We start from the raw sequence: 21,148 nt of genomic DNA, 5'->3' as shown, positions 1-21,148 counted from the left end.
GCGTGCCATGGATGATTTTTCGCCGTCTGATTTGAAAACGATACTCCATTCCAAGCGTGCAAACCTCTACTACTTACAGCATTGCCGCGTGCTGGTGAATGGTGGCCGGGTCGAGTACGTCACCGATGAAGGTAGTAAGTCGCGCTACTGGAACATCCCTATTGCAAACACCACGTCGATACTATTGGGCACCGGCACTTCTATCACTCAGGCAGCCATGCGTGAACTAGCCAAGGCCGGGGTCTTAGTCGGGTTTTGTGGTGGCGGGGGAACACCGCTGTTTGCGGCTAATGAAGTCGATGTTGACGTCGCGTGGCTCACCCCGCAAAGCGAATACCGGCCTACAGAGTATCTCCAATACTGGGTGCACTTCTGGTTTGATGATGCAAAGCGCCTGGATGCCGCCCGTGCATTTCAGCAGGCGCGCCTGACGCGCATTGAAGCTCTGTGGGCAAGCCGTGTGATGAAAGATGCAGGCTTTAGCATTTCAACAGATCAACTGCATAGCGCCCTTAGCTACCACCGTGAAGCGATCCAGAAAGCACCTAGCACCGTTGACCTGCTCACCCTGGAGGCGCGCTTAACCAAAATGCTGTTTAAGCTGGCGGTGAATGCTACCGAGTATGGCGACTTCACCCGCGCCAAGCGCGGAACTGGCGTAGATCCTGCCAACCGCTTCCTTGATCACGGCAATTACCTCGCCTACGGATTGGCCGCCACAGCCACCTGGGTGCTGGGTATTCCTCACGGGCTTGCCGTGCTACACGGTAAAACTCGTCGGGGCGGCCTGGTGTTTGATGTCGCTGATTTAGTCAAAGACGCCGTTATTTTGCCCCAGGCGTTTATTTCCGCTATGCGCGGCGATGAAGAGCAGGAGTTTCGTCAAGCCTGCATTGAGCGCCTGACCCGCACCGAATCCCTCGACTTCATGATCGATACGCTCAAGGAAGTGGCTCAGGCGTTGGGGAGCGCCAAGCAATGAACGTGCTGCTGATTTCCCAATGCAATAAAAATGCGCTGAAAGAAACCCGCCGCATTCTTGACCAGTTTGCCGAGCGCCGCGGTGACCGCACCTGGCAAACGCCCATCACCCAAGCCGGGTTGGATACCTTGCGCAAACTGCTGCGCAAAAAAGCCCGCAAAAACACCGCCGTTGCCTGCCACTGGATTCGGGGTCACGACCACAGCGAGCTGGTGTGGGTGGTGGGGGACGCCTCGCGGTTTAATATCAATGGCGCGGTGCCCACCAATACCACTGCCCGAGATATCCTGCGCCGCCGCGATGAAAACGACTGGCACAGCGGTGAAGACATTCTCCTGCTCACCGCCTTCGCTGCGTTACTGCACGACCTGGGCAAAGCCTGCGACGCCTTTCAGCAGCGGCTTAAAGGCAAGCTGGAAGGGCGCAACTTATACCGCCATGAGTGGATATCGCTTCGCCTGTTCCAAGCGTTTGTAGGCAGTGACGGCGACGCCACCTGGCTGGCACGACTGGCCGAAGGCAACTATCAAGAGCAGGACTGGCTGGATGGTTTAGAGCGTGACGGATTAGATAGCCCCACATCGGCGGTATTTAGTCGTTTGCCGCCGCTGGCTGCTACGCTGGGTTGGCTAGTGCTTAGCCACCACCGCCTGCCGTTAAAACCGCCGGAACAGGATGGCAATACTGAAAGGCGCTGGGGCAGAGGAAAGGCGCCACTACAGGCGGAGCAGTTGGGCGAACTGTTTGCTTCTATCCATGCCGAGTGGAATGAAATTCCCGAAACCCAAGACTCTAAGCGTATTGCCCCATACTGGCAGTTCAGCGGTGGGTTGCCGCTGAGTACCTCCCGCTGGCGTGAACGCGCTGCTAAGCTCGCAACGCGGCTACAGGCACGGCTAAAAGCGGATCGTCACTGGCTGGAAAGCCACTACGTCATGCACTTAGCGCGGCTAAGCCTAATGCTCGCCGACCATTACTACTCAAGCCTGGAAGATCTCCAGCACCGCGTGCGCGGCGAACCCAACTATCCGCTAATAGCCAATACCGTGCGTAAAACCGGCAAGCCCAACCAGCCGCTTGATGAACATATCCTGGGGGTGGAAAAACACGCTGCGGCGGTCGCCCGGGCACTGCCCAGTGTCGATAGTCACCTACCCCGTTTAGCGCGCCATAAAGGCTTTCGTAAGCGCAGCAGTCACCCGCGCTTTCGTTGGCAGGATAAAGCCTTTGACCTGGCCCAATCGCTAAGGGAGCGCAGCCAACGGCAAGGCTTTTTTGGTATCAACATGGCCTCCACCGGCTGCGGTAAGACCCTGGCGAATGGGCGCATCATGTATGCGCTGGCTGACCCTCAACAGGGCGCGCGTTTTAGCATTGCGTTGGGGCTGCGCACCCTGACCCTGCAAACTGGCCAAGCCCTTCGTGAGCGCTTGCATCTGGGGGAGGATGAACTTGCCGTGCGCGTAGGCGGCAGCGCCAATAAAGCGTTATTTGAGCATTACGAACAAGAAGCCGAAGCCAGTGGTTCGGCGTCTAAACAGGCGCTAATCGAAGAAGACGCCCACGTGGTGTTTGACGGCAATTTTGATAGTCATCCGGTGCTGCGCCGTTTGAGCGATGAGCCGGGCACTCGCGCGCTTATCGCCGCACCCATTTTGGTATGCACCGTTGACCACCTTGTGCCTGCCACGGAAAGCACACGAGGCGGGCGGCAGGTCGTGCCCATGCTGCGGCTAATGAGCAGTGATCTAGTGCTCGATGAAATCGACGACTTCGATATCAACGACCTGCCTGCGCTTACTCGATTAGTGAATTGGGCAGGGCTGTTGGGATCGCGAGTGCTGCTGTCATCGGCCACCTTGCCACCCGCATTGGTCGAAGGGCTGTATGAAGCTTATCGCAGCGGTCGCGAAGCTTTTCAACGCCATCGTGGCGAGCCGGGATTAGCGACGGATATCTGCTGCGCCTGGTTCGACGAACATGATCGTCAGCATGCAAACTGCGCCAGTAGCGAGACCTTCAAGGCCGCGCATCACGCCTTTGCCAAGCGCCGGTTAGAACGCTTATCTATTAGCCCGGTGCGCCGCCGTGGCGATATTTTAGCGTTGCCAGCGTTGGGTAAACGGCCAGAAGAAATAAGGCCCGCGGTTGCAGCGTTGCTACGCGAGCATGCGCTGGCGCTGCACCAGCAGCACCACTCCATTGACCCCCACACCAGCAAACGCGTTAGTTTTGGCCTTATTCGTATGGCCAATATCGACCCATTGGTGGATGTAGCCAGGGCACTGTTTCAGCAGGGCGCGCCAGAAGGTGTGCGCATTCACCTCTGCGTTTACCACTCCCGCCACCCGCTGGTGATGCGCTCGGAGATTGAACGCCGCTTAGATAAAACGCTGCAACGAGCCGAACCCGAGCGCGTGTTTCAGCAGCCGGATATCCGCCGCCTACTCGACAGTAGCGAAGAACACGACCACCTGTTTATTGTGCTGGGCTCGCCGGTCACCGAAGTTGGCCGCGACCACGATTACGACTGGGCGATAGTAGAGCCTTCTTCCATGCGCTCGATTATCCAGCTAGCAGGCCGGGTGCGCCGCCACCGCGAACAGGCGTGTGAATCGCCTAATATTTTACTGCTTGATACCAACCTCAAACATTGGGAGCAATCGGGAAAGCCCGCGTTCCACAAGCCTGGCTTTGAAACAGACAGTTATTGGCGGTTAAGTAGTCACTTCCTTAGTGAGCTATTAACTAAAGATGAGTACCAGGTGATTGATGCCCGCCCCCGCGTGCTGGCGCGGGAAGTGCTGCACGCTAAAGAAAGTCTCGTAGATTTGGAGCATGAGCGGTTGCACCAGTTAATGATTGAACAGCCCGCCGAGCCGTTAACTAAAAAAGAGATAAGAATAGGTAAAACGCCTAAGCCGCCGCCATTGGGTGCCTATAGCTGGCATGTCATGCCGCAGCTGCATTTAACCGGTGTATTGATTCAGCGTGACCCATTTCGTAAGCAGCTCGAACCTGAAATAACCCTAGCGCTGCTGCCCGATGAGGGCGGTGAAACCTGGACGCTGCACCGCGTAGACGATGGCGCAAGGCGGGGTGAAAAGCTCTATGTGCCGGTGGAGGAAAGCCTGCTGGTGCGGGTAGACCTGGCAAAAGAGCAGGGCGAGCGGATTCAACCCTGGGGTGCTAGCGACTACTTAACAGCCCTGGCGGACTTAGCAGAAGACCTGGATATCTCCCTTGATCGCGCCGCCCGTACCTTCGGCACGGTGACAGCCTCGGCTAGAAATCAGCGCTGGGGGTATCACCCGGTGCTGGGGTTTTGGCGGAGCAAATGAAGTTAAGCATGCTCGTTAATATCCGCGAGCGTTTCGCAAACCAGCGCTTGTATGCCAGCAAGCGCCTCAGCGCTGTCATTAGCAAGCCATGAAAGACTTGGAAATTGTGAGCATAAGCCTACAAATTGTTGGTCTTCTTCAGGCCAAAGAATACTAAAGATGTGATCGCTGTGATTTATCATCATTTCTATGCCAGCAGAGTTTGATAACCAAAGGGAAAACGTATGGCAGATAATAGCAGAGCAGCAGAAATTCGCTCTGGGATTAAAGCCTTCTTAAAAGAGCGCTTCGATACCAAAGCGGAAAAGCTAGCTCCCGACGATCCAAAATACCAGGCATTGGTTGAGCAATTTCAATTCGATACCTGGATCAACGATGCGGCAAGGCGCGTTGGTCAACTGCAAGTCGTAACCCACTCGCTAAAACCTATCCACCCAGATGCCAAAGGCTCCAATCTTTACGCCCCACCCGAATCGCTACATGCCCACAACCTAGTAGGTAGTCATGTGCTATCCGCTGATTTTGCGGGCGATGTGGTGGGGAACGCCGCAGCCTTGGATGTTTATAAGTTCTTGAAACTGCAATTTGAGGAAAAATCGCTGCTTGAGCGTGCGCTAGAAAATGACAGCGATTTTGCCAAAGCGTTAAGCGATAACCCCGAACAAGCCCAGGCATGGATCAACGCCTTTGCGGCGATTACCGAACCACGTGGTGAGCACGCCTCACATACCCGAGGCAAACAGCTCTACTGGCTGGTGGGTGATGATGCAGCAGACCTAGAAAATGACGCCGAGAACTTCCATTTACTAGCCCCACTCTATGCCACCTCGCTGGCCCACTGCATCTTCCAAACCATTAACCATGACCGCTTTAGCGAAGAGGCCAAAGAAACACGTAAGGCAAAACGGGAAGGCAAATACGCCGAGCAACCCGTGCACAGCTACCCCAACCTAGCCGTACAGAAAATGGGCGGCACCAAGCCACAAAATATCTCACAGCTGAATAGTGAGCGGGGTGGGAATAACTATCTATTAGCCTCAATGCCACCTAGTTGGAATGTGCGTGACATCCGACTGCCGATGAAAGTGGATTCAGTATTTAAACCGTTTGGTATTTTCTATTACACAGGCGGCGTAAAAGGTTTGGTTAAAGACCTAAAGCAGTTTCTTGAGACCAACCCCTCCACGGACATGCACACCCGCGACCTGCGCGATGACTACACCGCCATGCTGATGGATGAACTGGCGCTGTTTGCCATGCAAATGCACAGCCTACCCGCCGGGTGGAGTGCGAATGAAAAATGCGAATTGGTCGTCGAAGAAGCCTTCTGGCTAGATCCTGGCCGTGCCGAAGAAGATGCTGCTTTTCGTGAGGCGCGCAACAGCGAGGAGTGGGCTGATGACATTCGTCACCGTTTTGCTAACTGGCTCAATGCGGCGTTGGGTGAAAAGCTCCCATTAGGCGATGTGGAATTTCGTCACTGGCAGAAAACACTGGCGAAAGATGCTACCCATCAACGTCTGCTAGATCGTGACCGCCGCTGGATGGAAAGCCTAATGGAAGACTTACACAACCTGCCAGGAGGTGATGACGATGAGTAAAGTGAAAAACCTCCTAGTCCTGCCGCGCCTGCGGGTACAAAACGCCAACGCGATTTCCAGCCCAATGACCTGGGGCTTTCCTGCCATGAGCGCTTTTGTGGGCTTGATGCATGCGCTAGAGCGGAAGTTAGCAGATGCGAGTCTTCCCATTTCATTAGGTCGTGTTGGGGTTATTTGCCATGACTTTGAAGCCCAAGCCACTGAAGGCGGTTATATCCGTGGTTTTCATCTCACCCGTAACCCGGTGGATAAATCGGGTGGTACAGCAGCGATTGTGGAGGAAGGGCGCGTTCATTTAGATATCACGCTGATCTTGACGATTGATACAACTGCTGCAGAAAGTGAGCATTATGATATTGCCCAAAAAATCGGGGAGATCGTTGCGGGTATGCGTATTGCTGGTGGCAGCGTCATCCCTAACCGAACGGTGCCAAGCCACAAGCAACGCCCACAATGGGTCACTCTTGATGACAATGAAGAAGAACGGCAAAAGCAGTTCGCCCGCCTAAAGCGACGCTGGCTGCCGGGCTTTGCGCTAACCCTGCGCGATGACTACCTAACCCAACATCACCAAACGCTGCAACAGCAAAACCCGGAAGCCAGTTTACTGGATGCGTGGCTAGACCTTTCTCGTCTTAACCATGCCTGCACATTAGAAAATGAGGGCGAACCCAACGAGAAGCCCGTTTGGCAGGTGCAGCGCCCCTATCGCGGCTGGCTGGTGCCTATTCCCGTGGGTTATGGCGCCATTTCCGATCTTTTTAATCCCGGCGAAGTGGCTAATGCCCGTGATGCCACGACTAAGTTTCGCTTTGTCGAAAGCCTCTATTCTATTGGCGAATGGGTCAGCCCCCACCGCATGAAGCAACCGGAAGACCTGCTTTGGTACGTTGATAACGACGAAGAAGCGGGACTTTACCGACTTAATAACGATTACCACCTTCGCGCCACTGCACAGTAAACCAGGAGCTTTATCATGGCTAAAAACGATACCCTTAAAACCGCTTCCGTCCTCGCCTTTGAGCGCAAGCTCGACCCTTCCGATGCCCTGCTTTACGCCAGCAGCTGGGAAAGGCGGCAAGATAATCAGCAGTGGCAGCCGGTAGAAGTGCGCGAAAAGTCGGTGCGCGGCACCATTTCCAACCGGCTGAAAGCCAAAGACCAAGACCCTGCTAAGCTAGACGCGGCGATTGAAAATCCCAATCTACAAACTGTCGATGTCGCCACGCTGCCCCACGATGCAGACACCTTAGTTGCTCGTTTTACGCTGCGCGTACTGGCGGGTGCCGGAACGCCTTCGGCCTGTAATAACGCTGAGTACCAAGCCAAGCTGGAACAGGCAGTTGCTGAGTATAAACAAGCGCAAGGTTTCGGCGAGCTGGCGCATCGCTATGCCAATAACCTCGCTAATGGCCGCTTTCTGTGGCGTAACCGCATGGGCGCAGAGCAAGTTGAGGTAAGCGTTCGCCAATTGGCGCAGGGTAAAACCACCAAAGAGTGGACGTTTGATGCACTGTCGCTTTCGTTGCGGGCCTTCGAGGAAACCGCCGAGCTTAAAGAACTCGCCGGTGTTATCGCCTCCGCGTTGGCGGGTGAGCAGCACTTACTGCTAGAAGTAGTGGCTTATGTGCGTGTGGGCAGTGGCCAAGAAGTGTTCCCTTCGCAAGAGCTGATTCTTGATCGGGGCCGGGGTGATAAGAGCAAAACGCTTTATCACGTTAGCAAGGTTGCTGGTATTCACTCGCAGAAACTGGGTAACGCCATTCGTACCATCGACACCTGGTATCCCAATGAAAACGATGAAGATCTAGGCCCTATTGCCGTTGAGCCTTATGGCTCAGTAACCACACAGGGCAAAGCGTACCGCCAACCCAAGCAGAAGGCTGATTTCTACTCTCTGCTAGATAACTGGATGATCAAGGATCAAGTGCCTACGAAGGAAGATCAGCACTTTGTTATGGCGACTCTGATTCGCGGCGGTGTATTCGGCGAAGCGGGGTAAAGCATGGATCACTATATCGATATCCGCCTAAGGCCCGACCCTGACTTTGCCCCGGCAATGTTAATGGGCGCGCTCTACAACAAGTTGCACCGGGCGCTGTTTGATTTACAGGCTGTGGATGTAGGCGTCAGTTTTCCTGGCCATAAACACGGTGTACGCGCTCGCACACTGGGCGATCACCTTCGCTTGCATAGCACGCAAGCGCGTTTGCAGCAGCTAATGAGTGCAGACTGGTTAACCGGCATGCGCGACCACTCCCAGGTGAGTGAAGTGATTGCGGCGCCTGCTGGTGCTCAGCATATCAACGTGGCGCGTAAGCAGTTTAATACGGGCAGTGAAAGCCGGGCCAAACGCTACGCCAAACGGCATGATATCTCGGCAGATGAAGCGCGGAAGATTTATGCCAAGCTGGCTGAACGGCGCATTGAGTTTCCCTTTGTGCAGATCAATAGCCGCTCCACTCAACAGCGTTTTAGCCTGTTTATTGAACATAGCAAACCAGCCATGTCTGCAACGAAGGGCGAGTTTAGCCATTACGGACTAAGCCCTAACGCCACGGTGCCCTGGTTTTGACCCTTTTTTCTAGCATGAAAATAGGCCGCCAATAATCAACCACTTAGCGGTGTCGCTCCGAAAAGGGTGATACCGTTTTTTTTGGCTAAAGCTCTTTAACAATCAGCACATTAATTTTGATATGCTCTAGTGCGCTGCCGCCCAGGCAGCTCAGAAACACGCGGAAGCATGATAGTCGCTTCAATCCTGGTGCGCTGCCGCCCAGGCAGCTCAGAAATGAAGACCCAAGACCCTGGCCTTGCGCATTGCGTGCGCTGCCGCCCAGGCAGCTCAGAAAAGCGGTGCTAGTGGTTCCTACGCAGAGCAGAGGTGCGCTGCCGCCCAGGCAGCTCAGAAAAAAATCGAACAACACCAACGCTAGGTCGGTACGTGCGCTGCCGCCCAGGCAGCTCAGAAAGAAAAACAGCGCTGATTTGTCCGGCCATCCCTGTGCGCTGCCGCCCAGGCAGCTCAGAAACTGACCTTGGCCGCCTGCAGCAATTGCAGCGCGTGCGCTGCCGCCCAGGCAGCTCAGAAAGCGACGCAAGCGTTCAACTTGGCGCTCTTGAGGTGCGCTGCCGCCCAGGCAGCTCAGAAAGGTATACCACACGCTGGAAAGCTACCTAGCAAGTGCGCTGCCGCCCAGGCAGCTCAGAAATTATAGGATCTTACTGGCTAAGCCATCCGGTAGTGCGCTGCCGCCCAGGCAGCTCAGAAACAGGCCACCGCTTGAAGCTGGGCATCTTTAGCGTGCGCTGCCGCCCAGGCAGCTCAGAAAGTGATCAATGGGATAAAGATCAAGAAGCCCGCGTGCGCTGCCGCCCAGGCAGCTCAGAAAGCGCGGGCTTTTTACTTTTAATATGTCCCCCAGTGCGCTGCCGCCCAGGCAGCTCAGAAAATCAGCGGCTTGTATGAATTGCGGGCGGTCTGGTGCGCTGCCGCCCAGGCAGCTCAGAAAGTAATGACCCGCCATTGATTATCGCAGGTGCTGTGCGCTGCCGCCCAGGCAGCTCAGAAAACCAGCAGCATCGATACGCAAACGAGAGCGATGTGCGCTGCCGCCCAGGCAGCTCAGAAAAAGCGCTTGAATTGGCGTCTCACCGATGCGGAGTGCGCTGCCGCCCAGGCAGCTCAGAAAAGGAAGGGCGCGACAGCATTGAAGAAGCATTAGTGCGCTGCCGCCCAGGCAGCTCAGAAATCGAGTGCGCTAGTGTTGCGGTAAGTCTACAGGTGCGCTGCCGCCCAGGCAGCTCAGAAATGCAGCGCCGCATCAGCGGCAGCCCTAGCGACGTGCGCTGCCGCCCAGGCAGCTCAGAAAAGTATGGCGGGTGCTGGGGTGGATATTTCTACGTGCGCTGCCGCCCAGGCAGCTCAGAAATATGATAATCGCGACCCTAGCTCTAATGATCTGTGCGCTGCCGCCCAGGCAGCTCAGAAAGCAACCTAAAGCCGTGGCGAACCGCTGCCGAGGTGCGCTGCCGCCCAGGCAGCTCAGAAACGGTAGGCGGCTAAGAACCTGTCCAGCAGCGAGTGCGCTGCCGCCCAGGCAGCTCAGAAATGGGCGCGCTGCGTAGCAGGATCGAATGCCATGTGCGCTGCCGCCCAGGCAGCTCAGAAACTGCTCTCTAGTGGCCGCTGACAATACAATAGGGTGCGCTGCAGCCCAGGCAGCTCAGAAATGAATGACGGTAATGCGATTGTTTAAATCTTCGTGCGCTGCCGCCCAGGCAGCTCAGAAAGCTTGCCTATTGCAGCGCCGCGCGCGCTTAACGTGCGCTGCCGCCCAGGCAGCTCAGAAAACCGGCATGCAGCCGATTAGCGATGCGCTTAAGTGCGCTGCCGCCCAGGCAGCTCAGAAAAACATCATCGGCGGCGTCAGCGAAACCGGCCAGTGCGCTGCCGCCCAGGCAGCTCAGAAAACATCACTAATCCCGGCTCTGTAACACCTGCCGTGCGCTGCCGCCCAGGCAGCTCAGAAACAGCTGGCACCACGGTGGCACTGAGGCAAGCTGTGCGCTGCCGCCCAGGCAGCTCAGAAAATTACCGAACGCAACACTAGCTACGTTAGATAGTGCGCTGCCGCCCAGGCAGCTCAGAAAAACGGGCTGAATGATCGAGGAGAGCAGGACGAGTGCGCTGCCGCCCAGGCAGCTCAGAAACAGGTGCTAGCCATTTTAGTTCTCAGAATCTGGTGCGCTGCCGCCCAGGCAGCTCAGAAAAACTCGGCACCGCCCTGAACGGTTTTTTAACAGTGCGCTGCCGCCCAGGCAGCTCAGAAAGTTGCGCTAACAGCAAGACCACCCATATATCGGTGCGCTGCCGCCCAGGCAGCTCAGAAAGGGCCACGGTACATACCAAAGTCACCGGGATGGTGCGCTGCCGCCCAGGCAGCTCAGAAAATCATTGAGCGGTGCTTTCGCAAAAAGCGCATGTGCGCTGCCGCCCAGGCAGCTCAGAAAACGAGCGCTTGAGGCGTTGGATGATTACATTCGTGCGCTGCCGCCCAGGCAGCTCAGAAATGACATATCACGTCAATTTATAGCTGATCCTGGTGCGCTGCCGCCCAGGCAGCTCAGAAAGAGTCCGGCGACCGCGACGCCCTGCAGTCAATGTGCGCTGCCGCCCAGGCAGCTCAGAAATCGATGACCGGTGCAGGGATCTACGATAATGAGTGCGCTGCCGCCCAGGCAGCTCAGAAATATCGAGCGCGTTAGCAGCGCGTTGTCCATGAGTGCGCTGCCGCCCAGGCAGCTCAGAAAGACCCCAGTCGGTCTGTTGTACTGCAAGCGGGGTGCGCTGCCGCCCAGGCAGCTCAGAAATAAATGGAAATGTAGAACGCCCTCTATCCCATGTGCGCTGCCGCCCAGGCAGCTCAGAAAATCTAGGTCTTGGAGTTCATTAACTCTCAGTATGTGCGCTGCCGCCCAGGCAGCTCAGAAACTATTACTAACCCGTGGGGTGGGAGATTTAGCGTGCGCTGCCGCCCAGGCAGCTCAGAAATGAGTAACAAGTCAGACCTTGCCGCATATTACGTGCGCTGCCGCCCAGGCAGCTCAGAAAGACCGAAGATTCAGCCGCGTCATCCGTTGCGCGTGCGCTGCCGCCCAGGCAGCTCAGAAAACTATCTGCGCCAGTGGCTCAACAGCAAGCGAGTGCGCTGCCGCCCAGGCAGCTCAGAAAATGTGATAGGCAAGCCATCGCGACGGGCGATCGTACGCTGCCGCCCAGGCAGCTCAGAAAAGCGGACGCGTAGGGGCTGTCTGTGCAGATCAGTGCGCTGCCGCCCAGGCAGCTCAGAAATGCACCGGCGCTGCCGATGGCGGCGTATAGATGTGCGCTGCCGCCCAGGCAGCTCAGAAATGCATCAAAGGCGCTATCGATAGATGACCAAAGTGCGCTGCCGCCCAGGCAGCTCAGAAATCAAGCCTCATTGGATGAAGCGCAAATCGGATGTGCGCTGCCGCCCAGGCAGCTCAGAAACATTAATGCCATCGCACCAGTGGCGCCCTTAGGTGCGCTGCCGCCCAGGCAGCTCAGAAATCAGATAGGAGGTAGCTAGCCTTCCTATGACGGTGCGCTGCCGCCCAGGCAGCTCAGAAAACCATCGGGGCGCAGCAGAAGGAAGGGCGGCTGTGCGCTGCCGCCCAGGCAGCTCAGAAAGTGAGCAAGAAGTAGCCGAAATGAGCCGGTCCGTGCGCTGCCGCCCAGGCAGCTCAGAAAGCGAGATGCGCGATATGGATTTACCCACTCCGGTGCGCTGCCGCCCAGGCAGCTCAGAAAATCCGCACCGGAGAGGAAGCAAGGGTTGCAATGTGCGCTGCCGCCCAGGCAGCTCAGAAAATGGCGAGGTCGGCCATCGCGTCTTCGACGAAGTGCGCTGCCGCCCAGGCAGCTCAGAAAACCGCATGGATCATCACCGAAGTAACCCACAAGTGCGCTGCCGCCCAGGCAGCTCAGAAAAATCGGCGGTTTGGCTAAGGCCCAGCGACGTTGTGCGCTGCCGCCCAGGCAGCTCAGAAATTCATTGGTTAGCACGGCCTCGCCATTCACATGTGCGCTGCCGCCCAGGCAGCTCAGAAAAATGAAAATGCTAGGGCGAATCCCGGTGATGCGTGCGCTGCCGCCCAGGCAGCTCAGAAAAAGGAATCTAGGCAAGAACGTGCAATGCTCGCGTGCGCTGCCGCCCAGGCAGCTCAGAAATTATCGATGTTGCAGATATAGCGTCTCAACAAGTGCGCTGCCGCCCAGGCAGCTCAGAAAACGGCAAGAAGCGGAGAGCATTCGTGTGCGCGGTGCGCTGCCGCCCAGGCAGCTCAGAAAAGACAGAAACGCTGTTCATGAATAACGGAAACGTGCGCTGCCGCCCAGGCAGCTCAGAAATCTACTTCTAGCGTTACCCGATATATCCCCATGTGCGCTGCCGCCCAGGCAGCTCAGAAAGACCAGCTAGACATCGTGCTAACCGACGATGAGTGCGCTGCCGCCCAGGCAGCTCAGAAAACAGCAAACATCATCGGCGGTGTCAGCACCACGTGCGCTGCCGCCCAGGCAGCTCAGAAACGGGCTATTGATTGCCCGCTGCATGCGTTTCAGTGCGCTGCCGCCCAGGCAGCTCAGAAAGATAACAAAGCCCAGCTGGTCGCGTGTTGCATGTGCGCTGCCGCCCAGGCAGCTCAGAAATATCAGCCGCTGAAATACGACGATATAACAGTGTGCGCTGCCGCCCAGGCAGCTCAGAAAGCCGGGGATGCTCGTTATGCGTATTTATCGAGGTGCGCTGCCGCCCAGGCAGCTCAGAAATTGGACGCAGAGACTAGCGCCGCTCAGTACCTGTGCGCTGCCGCCCAGGCAGCTCAGAAAACCACCGGACGCCCCCACCTCCGGCGCTGAATGTGCGCTGCCGCCCAGGCAGCTCAGAAACCGCCCAGGCGCAAATGCCGCCTCTGAAATTGGTGCGCTGCCGCCCAGGCAGCTCAGAAACCGCCCAGGCGCAAATGCCGCCTCTGAAATTGGTGCGCTGCCGCCCAGGCAGCTCAGAAAAAGCCCGGCACATGGCTCGGAAAACGCTACATGTGCGCTGCCGCCCAGGCAGCTCAGAAATAGTGCCGTCACAGCTCCCGCAACTAGGATTAGTGCGCTGCCGCCCAGGCAGCTCAGAAAACGCGCAATCATCATGATCAGTTGCGCATGTGCGCTGCCGCCCAGGCAGCTCAGAAAGTCCAGCTATTTTCGTCGAGGTATTCCACGTCGTGCGCTGCCGCCCAGGCAGCTCAGAAAGTTAGGCCGTGGTTTTCGGAGTGGCTTCTGCCGTTCGGCTCAGAGCAACACCACCCACAAAAAAGCCACCCCGTAAGGTGGCTCTCAGTGCTGCGTTATCAACGCTAGTGCGTTTAACCTTCTTTCGGTGACGTTTCCATGGCGCGTTTGTCGTCGGGCACTCTGACCATGTTGCCGACTTCCAGTTTTTCATGGCGCTGGTGGCGGCCGCCGTTGGCGTCAATGATCGCGGCCACTTCGCCAATGCTAACGGCGTCATCTTCTCGATAGGCTTCTACTTTGACGCGAACCATCGCGCCTTGGTAGCGCGCGGAAATAATATCGCCCGAGTCCGGGGCGTGATGGTCAGGGTCGTTCTTAAAGTACTCAGATACGCTGGCGCTGCCTGGGGCGTCCCATTCGATATGTTGATGCATCGCTGTTTTCCTTATCGTGTTGGGTGTTTCTGCAGTGTAGTGCGTTCAGCCGCTCACTTCCTCTGTGCTTTGCTCCTCCGCTGATTTTTCTGTTGTTTCCACGCTGTTTTCTTGCCCAACGTATTGAAATAAGAAGTTGAGCGCGGCGGGTAAGCTGGCGCGCCAGACTTGCCAAGTGTGGCCGCCAGGATACAGGTCGAGACGCACGTCGTTAGGTTGAATGCGCTCCATGGCTTGGCGCATTAGGCGGGCATGAAACTCAGCGTCGTAAACGTCACTGCGCCCCGCGCTGATATACAGCGGCACGGGTGGAGTCTCGGCCTCTTGTCCAGCGCCGCGAGGTGTTACGCGTAGCCGGTACTCCTCAAGATGAGCGGTATAGTTGAGCGATTCCCACAGGTCAGGATCAAACCGGCCCTGTTCATCGAGAAAGGCCGGATGACGATGGGCTGATGAGTTGCGCGGTGGCTGCGGTGAGTAGCTGGCAGGGCTTAACGCTGCAACAGCGGCGAATAAGTCAGGCCGTTCCAGCGCGAAGTTAAGCGCGCCATAGCCACCGGCTGAAAGGCCGGCAACGCCACGTAGGCGGCGTTCTTGGCCTACACGGTAGGTAGCTTCCACGTGGGGCATTAAATCGTTAAAAAACGCGCTGCGAGCGGGCTCGTTGTAGCCATCTACCCACCAGCTGCGGCTGCCGGGCATAATATAAACGGCAGGAGGAATGTGCCCTGCGCTAATTAACCTGTCGGCGACTTGCTGCAGGTTGCCGCGTGACACCCAGTCGCGGTCGGTTCCAAACGAGCCGTGCAGCATATAGATAACCGGGTACGCGTCTGTCGCCTGAGCGTCATAATGATCGGGTAAATAAACGCTGTACGGATAGTCGTAGCCGAGCGTGGGTGAGAAGAATTGATGATGCTCAACCTCGCTGGCCAAACTGTGGCCGCTAAACGTTAGCCACCCAATTAGCGCTGTTAAAAGGGCTTGAGATCGGTACGAGCACAGCGATAGCTTGAGTTTGGGCACCTTGCCTCCGGGAATTAAAACGGTTCAATAAGGTCGGACAACGGGACGGCATTAGATGTTCATTATAGTAAGGATGGCGTTGTGTAGCGGCGGGAGGCCCAATGCGGAAAGTTGAAGAGATTTATTGGCTGCGTGCTTACGGCTGCATCGCCGTTTTTTTATTTCACCTATTAGACCATGTGAATCAACGCGTTGATAACGTTGCCACCGATCTCTTGCGCTTGCCCCTTGTGTTGGGTACGCCCATTTTTCTGTTTATTTCGGTGTTTGTTTTTGCCGTTCGCTACGATAAATCGGTGCCAGAAGGTTTTCTCATCCAGCGCGTAAAATATGTGATGGTGCCGTATTTTGTGTACGGCTTTATTTACTCAACGGCCGAGTGGGTGCGCTTACAAGGATCGGATGAGCCAGTGGGGTTTATCGCCAATGCCATTGAGTATTTTGTCTACGCGGGTTGGCACGGCTATTTTTTAATCATTGCGATGCAGTTTTATATGGCGTACTGGCTGTTTACACGCTTTCAGCTGTGGCGCTTAAATCCGGTGCCATGGTTATGGGGCTCTTGTGTGATCAGTATGGCCTACTGGGGGCTTGCTTACTGGTTGGGTATTGACCTGCCCGGCTACTTGCTGTGGGTCGCGCCACTAGGTTGGATCTATGTGTTTTTCTTAGCATTGGTGCTGGTACGTTATTACCCGCTAGCGCCAGAAAGCGTGCTTGCCCTACGGCCAACTTGGATGCAGCGGCTGGCTCAGCCCGTTTGGCTGGCGCTGCTCGTTGCGCTGATCATTGCGGGCACTTTCGCGGGCCAGCTGGCCTTTTCATCGAAAGAAGTATGGGTGATCCCTTTCTTTGTGCTGTTTACGCTTTGCGCGATGCGCTACTTAGCCGGGCGACCGGTGCCGGTGTGGGTACGTCACGTGAATGCGCATTCGTTTGGCATTTACTTAGCGCACCCCATGTTTTTTGTGCTGGCCGATTTGGCCGTTGCGCCGCTGGCGTTGCCGGTTGTGGTATATGCCTTGGTGCTTATCGTGGTGGGCATAGTGGGGTCGGTAGCGCTGAATAAGCTGGCGAATACCTTTACGCTGGGGGCGATGTTGTTTGGTAAACAGCTTAAAGTGGCTTAAGGGCGGAAGGCGTAAAATAGGCATTAAAGGCGCAGCGTGTATGCAGTACTAAGCGTGTTTGACGCAGCCGACTCCGCGTGTGTTAATTTCTCATAATGTAACTTATTGTAGTGTCTTGTTTCTTTAGGCAACAAGAAAAAATGTGCGAGCCAAACAAGAGCACCATCATGTCGAGCGCCCCTTTTTGGGGCATTGACGGGTGTTTTTGCTTTATTTTGGTGCATTGGGCGTGTTTTTAGCCCCTGCCTGGCTTCAGTGAGCGCGCTATGCGCCATCACGAGGCACTAAAGAGTATTTTTTAATGGTTATAAAACAAATGGTTGTTGTTTTTTAATACCATAATGGTGCAGTGTTGGCATGATCTATGCTTTCTCCTGTGCAGTAGGTTTTACAGCGGCTACAGGTCGTAGGCAGAAGCCTTGCGGCATGATAAAACGATAGCCGGCCTGAAAGGCTCGCTCAGCGCTTTGTTTATATTTTTCAGCAAGCGCTTGGGGAGCAAAAAATGACAGGCGTGCGTTTTTGCACGTATTTTGTCGCACAACACTTTTATCGGTAGCTTACTGTCGTTAGCTTTAAGCCACGCTCATACCGGAGGACACTATGTCAGCCAAGACCATAGCGCTAATTGAAGAACATGATGTTAAGTGGGTAGACCTGCGTTTCACTGATACGCTCGGTAAAGAACACCATGTCACCGTGCCTGCTCGCGACGTGACCGAAGAGTTTTTTGAAAATGGCCAGATGTTTGATGGTTCTTCCATCGGCGGCTGGAAGGGCATCAACGAATCCGACATGATTCTGAGCCCAGAGGACGGCTCTGCCTACCTCGATCCTTTCACTGAAGACGCTACGCTGGTGCTGCGTTGCGACATCATCGAACCTGCGACGATGCAAGGCTATGATCGTGATCCGCGCTCCATCGCTAAGCGTGCAGAAGCGTTTCTGCAGTCTACAGGCCTTGGCGACACCGCCTTCTTTGGTCCTGAGCCTGAATTCTTTATCTTTGATGAAGTACATTGGAAAACCGACATGCAGGGTTCCATGTACAAAATCTCTTCTGATGAAGGCGCTTGGGCGACTGACAGCGTCGTGGAAGGTGGTAACTTGGGCCACCGTCCGCGCCTGAAAGGCGGCTACTTCCCGGTTCCGCCGGTTGATAGCTTCCATGATATTCGTGGCGCTATGTGTAATACGTTGGAGGCGATTGGCCAGACCGTGGAAGTTCATCACCACGAAGTTGCCAACGCAGGTCAGAACGAAATCGGCGTTAGATTCAACACGCTGGTGAAGAAAGCTGACGAAGTGCAGGAAATGAAGTACGTGATCCACAACGTGGCGCACGCTTACGGCAAAACGGCCACCTTCATGCCCAAGCCGCTAGTAGGCGACAACGGTTCTGGTATGCACGTCCACCAGTCGTTCTGGAAAGATGGTAACAACCAGTTCGCCGGTGATGAGTACGCAGGCCTGTCTGAAATGGCGCTTTACTACATTGGCGGCATCATCAAGCACGCTCGTGCGTTGAACGCGTTCACCAACGCTTCTACCAACTCGTACAAGCGTCTGGTGCCTGGCTACGAAGCGCCGGTAATGCTGGCCTACAGCGCGCGTAACCGCTCAGCTTCTATTCGTATTCCTTACACCGCTAGCCCGAAAGGCAAGCGCGTAGAAGCTCGCTTCCCTGATCCGACCGCTAACCCGTACCTGGCGTTCTCTGCCATGTTGATGGCTGGTATCGACGGCATTAAAAACAAGATTCACCCTGGCGACGCCATGGATAAGAACTTGTACGATCTGCCGCCAGAAGAAGGTAAGGCGATCCCTACGGTCGCGAACAGTTTGGACCAAGCATTGGAAGCGCTCGACGCTGACCGTGCGTTCTTGACCGAAGGTGGCGTGTTCACTGACGATATGATCAATGCTTACATTGAGCTCAAAATGGAAGAAGTTAATCGTATTCGTATGACGACTCACCCGATTGAGTTTGATATGTACTACAGCTGCTAAATGACAATAGCTGCTAAACGACAGCTGCTCAGAGCGCATTAGCCGTCTACTGTTGCTGACGAGATGTTAATAGCAGTGATAAACCCCGCTTCGGCGGGGTTTTTTTATAGCGAGCACCAAGTTGGTGCAATAATAAAAGCGTTAGTGCAGTGCGATGCGATAAAAGGGCTCGATTCTTGGTATTACGTTGCTCGCAGGCCGTGCAATCGGGCATAGGTGCGTAATTGGCGCGCTTATTGCAGTCTCTCATTCATCATCCACCTGTAGGTCTGTAATGGCGATGGAAGACGCGATTTCTCAGGACGGTTTCTCAGAGCATGCAATGCACCAGCGCTTGCTCGAACATCTCACTACGGCAGTATTGCTGCTAGATGGCGAGCTGAGCGTGCGCTGGATGAATCCAGCGGCCGAGGCGCTGTTAGCGGTTAGCCTGAGCCGTGTGCGTGGGAGCAGCCTGGATACGTTACTAGGCGGTGATGAAAGCATTGATGAGGTGTTGGCCAAGGCCCGCGATGCCTTTCACCCTTATACCCAGCGCGAGGCGCGTATTACGCCGCTGAATAGCGACCCGCTGACGGTCGACTATACGGTCACGCCGCTATCAGACAATGAGCTGTTGCTGGAAGTAGAGCCTCGCGATCGATTGATGCAGATCTCCCGAGAAGAGGCGCTGACCACGCGCCAAGAAACCATCAAGATATTAGCCCGAGGGCTTGCCCACGAAGTTAAAAACCCGCTAGGCGGTATTCGTGGTGCCGCACAGCTGCTAGAGCGAGATTTAGACGATCCGGCGCTGCGCGAATATACCCACATTATTGTGGAAGAAGTGGATCGGCTTCGCGATCTGGTCGATTCCATGCTGGGCCCCAATCGGATTCTTAAACATGAGCCGGTGAATATTCACCGGGTGCTGGAACGCGTACGCACGCTATTAATGGCTGAGCATCCCGATGTGGCTATTAATCGCGACTATGACCCTAGCTTGCCCGATCTTTCCGGCGATGAATCGCAGGTAATTCAAGCCGTGCTCAACGTGGCGCGTAATGCGGTGCAGGCCATGAGCGATGCCCAAACGCCTGAGCCCACCCTAATACTGCGTACTCGTGCCCGGCGCCAGTTTACCCTCGGTGCAGAGCGTCACCGTTTAGTCAGTGAAGTTGCGGTTATTGATAACGGCCCTGGCGTTCCCGATGCGCTACACGAAACGCTTTTTTACCCCATGGTATCGGGGCGTGCTGAAGGCAGTGGCCTTGGGCTATCTATTGCCCAGTCGATTTTGCACCAACATCAAGGGTTGATTGAATGCGATTCCCGAGCCGGACATACCGAGTTTCGCTTACTGATTCCATTGGTCTTAATTTCACCGGAGAAACGTCATGACTGAGGCGACACGTACTGATGTTGCGCGGGTGGTGATTGTCGATGACGATCGCGCTATCCGTTGGGTACTTGAACGCGCATTAGCGCAACCCGATCTTGACGTTGAATGCATCGAGCGTGCGGATGTTGCATTGGCCCGCGTGCTGGAAAGCCCGCCGGATGTGTTGGTGACCGATATTCGTATGCCGGGTATCGATGGGTTGGATTTAATGTCGCGAGTCCGCGAGGCGCATCCTGACCTGCCGGTCATTGTAATGACGGCGCACTCCGATTTAGACAGCGCTGTCGCTTCTTATCAAGGCGGCGCGTTTGAGTACCTGCCCAAGCCGTTTGATGTTGATGAAGCGCTGGCGTTAGTACGCCGCGCGGTGGCGCATGCCCGTGAGCGCGAACGTCAGCGCCCGGCCACTGTGCCGGAAGGCTTAAATACCGAAATTATTGGTGAAGCCCCGGCGATGCAGGAAGTATTTCGCGCGATTGGCAGGCTTTCACACTCGCATATCACGGTGTTGATTAACGGTGAGTCGGGCACCGGCAAAGAGCGCGTCGCCCAGGCGCTTCATCAGCATAGCCCACGATCAGGAAAGCCTTTTATCGCCTTAAACATGGCGGCCATTCCACGCGACTTGATTGAATCGGAGCTGTTTGGCCATGAGAAAGGCGCCTTTACAGGGGCCGCGCAGCAGCGCCAAGGGCGCTTTGAACAGGCCAACGGCGGCACGCTGTTTCTAGATGAAATTGGCGACATGCCCGCTGAAACCCAAACGCGCTTGCTACGTGTGCTGGCCGACGGTGAGTTTTATCGCGTTGGGGGGCATACGCCGGTCAGGGTCGATGTGCGCATTATCGCCGCTACTCATCAAAACTTAGAGGTATTGGTGGACGATGGTCGCTTTCGCGAAGATCTATTCCATCGCCTGAACGTGATTCGCATTCATCTGCCCAAGCTTGCCGAGCGCCGCGAAGACATTCCCCGGCTTACGCGGCATTTTTTAGCCGAAGCGGCAAAAGAGCTAACCACCGATATTAAAGTGCTCACCAGTGAAGCAGAAACGCATCTGACGCATTTGCCGTGGCCTGGCAACGTCCGTCAGCTAGAAAACATCTGCCGCTGGCTGACCGTCATGGCCTCAGGGCGTGAAATTCTTGTTGAGGATCTGCCTCCCGAGCTGCGTTCGCCCAACGCCACGGATAGTCGTGTTCACGGCGACTGGCGCACGGCGTTTCGCGATTGGGCCGACCGTGCGCTGGCAGAGGGCCACACGCATTTGCTGGAAGAAGCGGTGCCGGATTTCGAACGGATTTTAATTGAGACTGCCTTGAAGCATACCGGCGGTCGCAAAGGGGAGGCAGCAGAGCTGCTTGGTTGGGGCCGCAATACGCTGACCCGTAAATTGAAAACGCTATTACCGGCGCTGGCAGATGAGTGAG

12 protein-coding genes and 1 CRISPR repeat array are annotated in these 21,148 nt (G+C 55.8%); of the genes, 10 read left to right on the top strand and 2 right to left on the bottom strand.

Annotated features, from left to right (window positions below):
• Positions 1–7 precede the first annotated feature (7 nt).
• The 6 genes from cas1f to cas6f all read left to right on the top strand — a co-directional run bounded on the left by cas1f (position 8) and on the right by cas6f (position 8,499).
• Positions 8–982 carry a type I-F CRISPR-associated endonuclease Cas1f gene (gene cas1f / locus ACT3TF_RS14080; protein ID WP_444672389.1) on the top strand — a complete coding sequence of 325 codons (975 nt, stop codon included), beginning with the start codon at positions 8–10 and terminating at the stop codon, positions 980–982.
• Entirely contained in the window at positions 979–4,323 is a 3,345-nt protein-coding gene (cas3f, locus tag ACT3TF_RS14075; protein WP_444672388.1) for a type I-F CRISPR-associated helicase Cas3f, read from the top strand. Before cas1f ends, cas3f begins: the two co-directional genes overlap by 4 nt.
• A gap of 224 nt (positions 4,324–4,547) precedes the next feature.
• Complete coding sequence (gene csy1 / locus ACT3TF_RS14070; protein ID WP_444672387.1) at positions 4,548–5,924, top strand: type I-F CRISPR-associated protein Csy1; 1,377 nt, start codon at positions 4,548–4,550, stop codon at positions 5,922–5,924.
• Entirely contained in the window at positions 5,917–6,885 is a 969-nt protein-coding gene (gene csy2, locus ACT3TF_RS14065) for a type I-F CRISPR-associated protein Csy2 (protein ID WP_444672386.1), read from the top strand. The genes csy1 and csy2 overlap by 8 nt, the downstream gene beginning before the upstream one ends.
• 15 nt (positions 6,886–6,900) lie before the next feature.
• Positions 6,901–7,926: a type I-F CRISPR-associated protein Csy3 gene (csy3, locus tag ACT3TF_RS14060; RefSeq protein ID WP_444672385.1), complete on the top strand. Its 1,026-nt coding sequence runs from the start codon at positions 6,901–6,903 to the stop codon at positions 7,924–7,926.
• A 3-nt stretch (positions 7,927–7,929) separates the two neighbouring features.
• The gene (gene cas6f, locus ACT3TF_RS14055; RefSeq protein WP_444672384.1) at positions 7,930–8,499 is read left to right on the top strand and encodes a type I-F CRISPR-associated endoribonuclease Cas6/Csy4; all 570 of its coding nucleotides are present in this window, start codon (positions 7,930–7,932) and stop codon (positions 8,497–8,499) included.
• A 129-nt stretch (positions 8,500–8,628) separates the two neighbouring features.
• Positions 8,629–13,755: a CRISPR direct-repeat array (repeat unit 28 nt; unit sequence GTGCGCTGCCGCCCAGGCAGCTCAGAAA).
• Positions 13,756–13,868: 113 nt separating this feature from the next.
• Here the strand turns inward: cas6f and ACT3TF_RS14050 are convergent.
• On the bottom strand, positions 13,869–14,171 hold the full coding sequence (locus tag ACT3TF_RS14050; RefSeq protein ID WP_441686441.1) for a hypothetical protein: 303 nt from the start codon (positions 14,169–14,171) through the stop codon (positions 13,869–13,871).
• A gap of 45 nt (positions 14,172–14,216) precedes the next feature.
• Positions 14,217–15,197, bottom strand: a complete 981-nt coding sequence (locus ACT3TF_RS14045; protein ID WP_444672383.1) for an alpha/beta hydrolase — start codon at positions 15,195–15,197, stop codon at positions 14,217–14,219.
• A 101-nt stretch (positions 15,198–15,298) separates the two neighbouring features.
• On the opposite strand from ACT3TF_RS14045, the gene ACT3TF_RS14040 reads away from it, so the two are divergent.
• The 4 genes from ACT3TF_RS14040 to ntrC all read left to right on the top strand — a co-directional run bounded on the left by ACT3TF_RS14040 (position 15,299) and on the right by ntrC (position 21,147).
• Entirely contained in the window at positions 15,299–16,327 is a 1,029-nt protein-coding gene (locus tag ACT3TF_RS14040; RefSeq protein WP_096276450.1) for an acyltransferase family protein, read from the top strand.
• Positions 16,328–16,930: 603 nt separating this feature from the next.
• Complete coding sequence (gene glnA, locus ACT3TF_RS14035; RefSeq protein ID WP_444672382.1) at positions 16,931–18,337, top strand: glutamate--ammonia ligase; 1,407 nt, start codon at positions 16,931–16,933, stop codon at positions 18,335–18,337.
• 322 nt (positions 18,338–18,659) lie between these two features.
• Positions 18,660–19,721, top strand: a complete 1,062-nt coding sequence (gene glnL / locus ACT3TF_RS14030; protein ID WP_096282218.1) for a nitrogen regulation protein NR(II) — start codon at positions 18,660–18,662, stop codon at positions 19,719–19,721.
• A complete protein-coding gene (gene ntrC / locus ACT3TF_RS14025; RefSeq protein WP_444625764.1) occupies positions 19,714–21,147 on the top strand; it encodes a nitrogen regulation protein NR(I) in 1,434 nt (477 codons plus the stop codon). Before glnL ends, ntrC begins: the two co-directional genes overlap by 8 nt.
• The last annotated feature ends 1 nt before the right edge of the window (position 21,148 follow it).

The sequence above is a fragment of the Halomonas sp. AOP25-F1-15 genome, assembly GCF_052378675.1.
Classification (GTDB): Bacteria; Pseudomonadota; Gammaproteobacteria; order Pseudomonadales; family Halomonadaceae; genus Vreelandella; species Vreelandella casei.
The sequence above is the reverse complement of the archived record's forward strand: the minus strand, read 5'-3'. Positions and strand labels throughout refer to the sequence as shown.

Excerpts from the sequence above, each read along its gene's own strand:
- cas1f (WP_444672389.1), top strand. The coding sequence starts at position 8 with ATGGATGATTTTTCGCCGTCTGATTTGAAAACGATACTCCATTCCAAG.
- cas3f (WP_444672388.1), top strand. The coding sequence starts at position 979 with ATGAACGTGCTGCTGATTTCCCAATGCAATAAAAATGCGCTGAAAGAA.
- csy1 (WP_444672387.1), top strand. The coding sequence starts at position 4,548 with ATGGCAGATAATAGCAGAGCAGCAGAAATTCGCTCTGGGATTAAAGCC.
- csy2 (WP_444672386.1), top strand. The coding sequence starts at position 5,917 with ATGAGTAAAGTGAAAAACCTCCTAGTCCTGCCGCGCCTGCGGGTACAA.
- csy3 (WP_444672385.1), top strand. The coding sequence starts at position 6,901 with ATGGCTAAAAACGATACCCTTAAAACCGCTTCCGTCCTCGCCTTTGAG.
- cas6f (WP_444672384.1), top strand. The coding sequence starts at position 7,930 with ATGGATCACTATATCGATATCCGCCTAAGGCCCGACCCTGACTTTGCC.
- ACT3TF_RS14050 (WP_441686441.1), bottom strand. The coding sequence starts at position 14,171 with ATGCATCAACATATCGAATGGGACGCCCCAGGCAGCGCCAGCGTATCT.
- ACT3TF_RS14040 (WP_096276450.1), top strand. The coding sequence starts at position 15,299 with ATGCGGAAAGTTGAAGAGATTTATTGGCTGCGTGCTTACGGCTGCATC.
- glnA (WP_444672382.1), top strand. The coding sequence starts at position 16,931 with ATGTCAGCCAAGACCATAGCGCTAATTGAAGAACATGATGTTAAGTGG.
- glnL (WP_096282218.1), top strand. The coding sequence starts at position 18,660 with ATGCACCAGCGCTTGCTCGAACATCTCACTACGGCAGTATTGCTGCTA.
- ntrC (WP_444625764.1), top strand. The coding sequence starts at position 19,714 with ATGACTGAGGCGACACGTACTGATGTTGCGCGGGTGGTGATTGTCGAT.